Source organism: Limosilactobacillus reuteri subsp. porcinus, assembly GCF_036621895.1.
Classification (GTDB): domain Bacteria; phylum Bacillota; class Bacilli; order Lactobacillales; family Lactobacillaceae; genus Limosilactobacillus; species Limosilactobacillus reuteri_J.
The window spans coordinates 1-6,293 of record NZ_LN887480.1; the positions used below are offsets into that span (position 1 = coordinate 1).

Sequence of the window (6,293 nt, forward strand, 5' to 3'; positions counted from 1 at the left end):
TAATTTAAAATCCGGACTACGATTTTTGAATCGATCAAAAATCATAGTCCGGATTTTACTGTTAGAGAACCAAGAATTAATAGTTAATTCCCAGCCCCACTGCTTCTGAACAAAAAGGTTCTTTCGATATTAAATTTACCTCTAAAGGTACTTCCGTTCATAGCTCTACTCCTGAAAAAGGATACAACGCTCTAGTACCGTTGATGCAACTATTGAATGAAGCTAACACCTACTTTGAGACGATTCCAGCCGGAGAGATGGGTCCAGTACGTTTCAACATTGACGTTTTGAATGGTGGTAGTCAGATTAATTCCTTACCTGATTTAGCTACCGCTTTGGTCAACGTTCGTACGATTCCAGAATACGATAATAACCAAGTGGCTAAGCAGATTGAAACATTCGTTAAATCTTACAATGCAAATGGAGCTCAAATTGATACAGACATAATTATGAATGAATTTCCAATTGCTACGAGTCCTTCCAACCAGTTAGTTAAAATTATTCAGTCACTAGGTAAAGAATATGCAGGACGAGATATTGTCGTGGCTGCAAGCCCCGGAATCACCGATGCTTCTAATCTAGCTAAGGATAAGCCGCATGATTTTCCTTTTGCTGTATATGGGCCAGGAGATGGTTCCCAACATCAAGTTAACGAAAGTTTACCTAAACAGATGTATTTAGACTTCATTGAAATCTATCAAAAATTATTTATTGAATTTCTCGAAAAATAATATTACCTACTAAAAAGAATCGTTAGCGATGATGGCTGACGATTCTTTTAATATGTTTTCATTAGGTTATTCGTAATCTAAGTTGAACTTAATTCATGCCGGGCTAATTTTAGACACAAAAAAAGATTCTACAATATCTGTTGTTGGTAATAGATTTTCATCTATTACTGATGACAGATTTTTTATTTATGGCTAGAATAAAAAAGCGGACATTTCCTGTCCGTTCATCCAAGTCAACCACCACGAAGATTTTTCAGAAAGAAGGAAATGCCCTATGTGTCATGATACTACAAAATTATTATTAGGAATAGCTGACGAGAACCTAAAAATTACTGACGGTGAAACTGGAGAAGACGGGGTTATTCGCTTAACTGGCCACTTGGATTACACGCCGAAGGCTTGTCCCAAGTGCGGGATTATCAATGATCAAAAGATTATTAACTACGGCTGGCGCAATACCACTATCAGATTCTCGAAGGTTCTGAGCAACACCGTCATCTTAGCCTTAAAGCGCCGCTATTTCCACTGTAAAGAATGTCACGGCAACTTTCTTGCACAAACAGTGGCAGTTCCGAAACACTGTACAATTTCAAACACCAGCCGCAAAGAATGCCTAGAGAAGCTCGGTGAACCGGTCTCTTTGAAGCACATTGCCAATGAAGTATCGGCATCAGATTCATTTGTGGGCCGCCAGTTAATGCGCGCTGAACGAGACTTTCAAACTAATTGGCACTATTTACCAGAGATCATCTTAATGGATGAGGTGAAGAGTACCAAGAGCGCTACTGGTGCCATGAGCTTTGAGTTCATGAATGGCGAAACCCATGAATTAATCGACTTACTCCCTTATCGAACCATCAATAAACTAGAGAAGTATTTTTACCGCTTCGATCAAGCTGCCCGAGAAAACGTCAAAATTATTGTGACTGATATGAATTATACCTACCCCAAGCTTGTGCAGACCGTGTTCCCCAATGCCATGGTGGTCATGGACAAGTTTCATATTATCAACGCCCTAAATCGGGCGTTTAACAAAACCAGAATCAAGGTGATGAAGAAGTTTACCCCGTCTTCTCGCGAATTTCACGCCCTTAAGCGCTACTGGAAGCTGTTGTTAGTACCAACTGAACAGCTTAACTTTGAACAATTCAAAAAGTGAACTAATTTTCCTTACTGGATGGCTGCCACCGATGTTGTCCATCAGCTGTTATCGTTGGATTCAGAACTAGAACAAACTTATCAAGTCTTAAACAGCGTCCGGTCAGCTGTCCAACATCAAGATTGGCATAACTACAATGCGGCATTTTGGAATAACAAAACGTATTCTGAAGAAATGAAGAACACGATTAAAACACTTGAAAGCCATCATGATGAGATTCGTAACACCTTTACCACACACTATTCAAATGGTCCTTTGGAAGGTTCTAATAATAAAATCAAGGCGATCAAACGAGCCAGTTTTGGCTATCGCAGCTTCTGGAGGTTTAGAACTCGAGTACTATACGTTTTCAAAATGCCATACCGATAAACTCTCTGAAAAAAATTTATACAAAGCATGTCTCGTAAGGGAAACTGTCTTGATAATGCGCCAATTGAAAGCTTCTTTCATCTTCTTAAAACAGAATGTCTTAATGGATTTCCACAGTGTAAAGATATTGGAGAATTCAAGGAAATCACAAAGAATTACGTCGATTGGTTGAATATCACAGAAAACAAAAGGCATGACTCCCTGCGAATACAGGGAACATGCCTTAGCAGTTTAAAAATATTCAATTTTGTCTAACTTTTGTGTTACCCTTTAGAAGGGGTGCAGCGATTACCGCCAACGATGTCAAGCTGAGTACGACGAAGTACGATCACGAAAGCTACCAGGCAGGGCCGTTGATGCCGGGGTCCTACACGTTTAAACTTGAAGGTAGTACCGGCTCGGCCAAAAAGCAGGTTGATTTGATGGGGCAAGCCAACGTGGGCAAGGCCGTCAAACTACTTACAACCACCACGACAACTTCAACCGACGATGTGGATGAAAATGATAGTGACGACACGGAAGATTCGAACCAACACCATACGGGAAAAGCGCTAAGCGTGCTCTCAAAGGACGCGGCGACCGCGGTTTCCGTCATGGCTAACAAAGAAGACCGGGACGCCGACGACTACACGTACGTTGAAAGTCAGCCGTGGGATAACGTGACCGAAATCAAGTTATACGATGAAGACAGCGATAAGCTAGTTGATACTTATCGCTACGATAAAAAGAATGATATCTTAGCAAAGTACGACGACGCAACGAGTAAGTTTGTGGAAGTGAAATAGGGGACGGGAGTCGGCAAGTAGTTACCGACTTTTTTAGTGGAAATATTGGTTCAGTGACGATAATTAGAAGATTTGGAAAACCGAGCCACCTTTGCGTTCGCCCAGTTTCGTTAAAATTAAGGACAGATATAATTAAAATGATGAGAGGAGTTTTTTAGATGCAGGCAGTGACTTTCGAGCAACTCGGTGGGCCGGAAGCGTTACGATTGCGGGAAATTGACGAACCGCAACTACGGGCCAATCAGGTACTGGTCCGGGTGCAGGCCGTGGCGGTCGACCACGTCGATACCTTTGTTCGTAGTGGGGCGTTTCAAACGGCACTGGCCACGCCGCACGTTGTCGGCCGTGATTTGGTCGGCACGGTACTGCGGGTGGCGGCCGGCGTGACTAACTTTGCGGTCGGTGATTTGGTTTGGACCAACTCTGCCGGTTACGACGGGCGGATGGGGGCGACCGCCGAAATGGTGGCGGTTGCTGCCGACCGGCTTTATCCGGTGCCATGCGGTGTGGATGCCCGCCAACTGGTGGCGGCGGTCCATTCGGCCGCGACGGCCGCGATTGTGTTGCAAGACGTCATGCAACTAACCCGCGGGCAGGCCATCCTAATCGAGGGGGCGGCCGGGAACGTCGGCCGTAAGTTTATTCAGCTAGCGCACCAGTTAGGGGCGGTCGTGACGACGACTTCCGCAGCGCGCGACTTTGACCGCTGTCGGCAATTGGGAAGCGAGTTAACGTTGGATTACCACGAACCGGTGGCGTCCCAGTGCGACCGGCAGTTTGATCACATAATTGATACGTCCGGTAAGGTGCCATTGCAGGCTAACTTGGCGGCGCTCAATCAGGGCGGCCAGGTCACGCTGATCACGGCGCCGGCGGATAATCATTTTACCTTCGACGTCCGCCAGTTTTACATGGCCCAAAAGCAAATTAGCGGCTTCGTCATCAGCCACGCTACCGACGACCAACTAGCGCGGGCGGCAAAGTGGTTAAATCCGCAGTTTGCCGCGGGTGCGTTACTCGAAGACGACCTCAATTGCCAGCCGTTTGCGGCCGCTGCGGAAGTACACGCCGCCCTGGAGCAGGGGCGTGATCACCACCAGCGGTTTGTGCTGGTGCCGCCGACGGAAAAAATTTAAGTGCCTAAGGTTGAAAAAACGGTTGCGGTTTGACGTGTACCCTTAAAGTTGGAACCTGTATGTTCTTGCTTTAAAATTGAATAAATATTTTTCTAGGCAACTAGATTCTGCTCATATTGAAGTGGAGTTTGGTTGCCTAGTTTTGTCTGAATACGGCGTTCGTTATAAAAGTGAATCCATTCATTAATTGCTTGGCTTAATTCTTCTTGATTGCGATAACTGGTATCAGGACCAATTTCTGCTTTCAGTTTACTAAAGACTGTTTCACAGGCAGCGTTATCCAGACAGGTTGCTCGATGCGACATGCTTTGCCTAATGTTTCCCTGACGAAGTAGTTTGTGCCAAGCACGATGTTGATAGTGCCAGCCTTGATCAGTATGTAAAGTTAATTGGTATCCTGTATGAGGTAACTGCTTAAGTAATTGCTGGAGTGGATCTAATGCGAATTGAAGATTTGGATGTTGACTGACTGACCAAGTGAGAAGCTGGTTAGTTGCCAAGTCCTTAATAATTTCTAAGTACACTTTTCGCCCATCATGAGCCTTTAATTCTGTAATGTCACAAACCATTTTCTGATATTTACGGTTACTCATAAAACGCCGATTTAGCTTATTCTTAGCTTTCTTGCCATTTGGTCCCTTAGAGGAATCATACTTACGGACTCGCCGATTATATTTGATACATTTAAGTCCCATTTCATGCATTAAGCGCTAAATGCGCTTATGATTAGGTGTCTTTTTACCAATTAAGCGATAGTAGTCTCGAATTTGAGTGCTTAAACGGCGTACGCCGTATTCAGCTTGGTAGTAGTTAAAGAGGACTTTAATGGCTCTTCGTCAACTGTTGTTGGTGAATCCATATTTCGAGTTCTAATCACTTCGTGATTAGGGCTCTTTTTGTTTTGATTATCCCAATCAACTAGCCACACCTTTCTTGATCTTGGAAAACGACTATTTCCTGTATAAGTCTTGTTCCCATTTTCATCTAATATATTTTCCCTTTTACTTTTCAATCCCCATATTCCATCTGGATTAAATGGACGATTAGTTAGCATAACATGAGCGTGCGGATTATCTGGGTGGTCGCGATGAATTGCTACGTCGGCAACCATACCCTCATCAACAAAATTTTCTTGTACATATTTTGTCAATAATTCTTTCTGTTCATCTTCACTTAATTCAACTGGTAAAGCCACGTTAAACTCTTTTGCATAGCGTGAATTTGCTCTACGATCTTTTCTTTCGACTTCATTCCACAACTGCTCTCGATCACTGGCCCATTCTGGTGCATTTTTGGGGGTTAAAATAAAGCTTTCTGGCATAACCGATCGGGCATAAAAATAGCTTCGCCCTTCTTTTTGATCGAATAGCTTTTTACCACTTCGATAAGCGGCACTGGCAATCGCACTTCGTCCTTTACCAGCACTAATATTACTAAAACTTATGTGAAAAATTGCCATGTCAATCACCATCTTTCTTTGGGTTTATGGGATTGCTTTTGTTGTCGCCAACGGCGACTTCTGATACAAGGGTTTAGCATAATAACACAACTAACTTTAGTTGTTGTGTGTAAGTGCGCATTAACCTCGTTTCACTCGGTCTGCTGATTCTCATGAATTTACTTTTATAATATGATTGGAGGGGGTCGTTATGTCTCAAAGTAACTTAGAAAAACAAGAAGCTAAATTAAAAGCCCTTAATCAAAAAATTAAGGATGAAAAAAATAAGATTGAACAACGGTTAGGTAAACAAATCATCAGTCAAGCCAATTTAGATTATGCTAATTTGTCTAACGATCAGATTAAGCTTTTAGCCCAGCAATTTTCTGAATTTTTAAAGGTAAAGTCCGTAGATTATTAGCCATACGAGATGGGGAAATTCCATGTCTAATCAATATGAAAAACTAGTTAAACAACAAGCACGTTTAAAGCAAAAAATTGAACGAGAAGATTTTAAATTACGGCAATCTAAATACTACGTCGTTTGTAAAATTAAGTTAGAAAAAATAAAAAGCCATTTGTGATAGACTTTTGAGTATCCCTAATCAAAAGAAAGGCAATCACAAATGACCTATAAACATCTTACCACACGCGAATTAACTCTCATAGCTGATT

Annotated in this window: 3 protein-coding genes and 5 pseudogenes; 6 read left to right on the plus strand and 2 right to left on the minus strand. The window is 42.6% G+C overall.

The window, feature by feature from the left end:
- Positions 1 to 98: 98 nt before the first annotated feature.
- The 5 genes and pseudogenes from AACL61_RS08780 to AACL61_RS08795 all read left to right on the plus strand — a co-directional run.
- Positions 99 to 731 (plus strand): annotated as a pseudogene (locus AACL61_RS08780) (M20/M25/M40 family metallo-hydrolase); the annotation flags it as partial.
- A gap of 274 nt (positions 732 to 1,005) precedes the next feature.
- Positions 1,006 to 2,259: pseudogene (locus AACL61_RS08785) on the plus strand (ISL3 family transposase).
- Positions 2,260 to 2,280: 21 nt separating this feature from the next.
- A pseudogene (locus AACL61_RS09975) lies at positions 2,281 to 2,514 on the plus strand (IS3 family transposase); the annotation flags it as partial.
- 167 nt (positions 2,515 to 2,681) lie between these two features.
- Complete coding sequence (locus AACL61_RS08790; protein ID WP_339111259.1) at positions 2,682 to 3,044, plus strand: hypothetical protein; 363 nt, start codon at positions 2,682 to 2,684, stop codon at positions 3,042 to 3,044.
- Between the two features lie 158 nt (positions 3,045 to 3,202).
- Positions 3,203 to 4,180 carry an alcohol dehydrogenase catalytic domain-containing protein gene (locus AACL61_RS08795; RefSeq protein WP_056936359.1) on the plus strand — a complete coding sequence of 326 codons (978 nt, stop codon included), beginning with the start codon at positions 3,203 to 3,205 and terminating at the stop codon, positions 4,178 to 4,180.
- A 92-nt stretch (positions 4,181 to 4,272) separates the two neighbouring features.
- Here the strand turns inward: AACL61_RS08795 and AACL61_RS08800 are convergent.
- Both AACL61_RS08800 and mobQ read right to left on the minus strand, forming a co-directional pair.
- Positions 4,273 to 5,016 (minus strand): annotated as a pseudogene (locus AACL61_RS08800) (IS3 family transposase); the annotation flags it as partial.
- Positions 5,017 to 5,075: 59 nt separating this feature from the next.
- Positions 5,076 to 5,639, minus strand: a pseudogene (mobQ, locus tag AACL61_RS08805) (MobQ family relaxase); the annotation flags it as partial.
- A 190-nt stretch (positions 5,640 to 5,829) separates the two neighbouring features.
- Here mobQ and AACL61_RS08810 point away from each other — a divergent pair.
- The gene (locus tag AACL61_RS08810; protein WP_339111260.1) at positions 5,830 to 6,039 is read left to right on the plus strand and encodes a hypothetical protein; all 210 of its coding nucleotides are present in this window, start codon (positions 5,830 to 5,832) and stop codon (positions 6,037 to 6,039) included.
- The last annotated feature ends 254 nt before the right edge of the window (positions 6,040 to 6,293 follow it).

Bases quoted from the DNA above. Each gene is read 5' to 3' on its own strand.
- AACL61_RS08790 (WP_339111259.1), top strand. From the start codon at position 2,682: ATGGGGCAAGCCAACGTGGGCAAGGCCGTCAAACTACTTACAACCACC.
- AACL61_RS08795 (WP_056936359.1), top strand. From the start codon at position 3,203: ATGCAGGCAGTGACTTTCGAGCAACTCGGTGGGCCGGAAGCGTTACGA.
- AACL61_RS08810 (WP_339111260.1), top strand. From the start codon at position 5,830: ATGTCTCAAAGTAACTTAGAAAAACAAGAAGCTAAATTAAAAGCCCTT.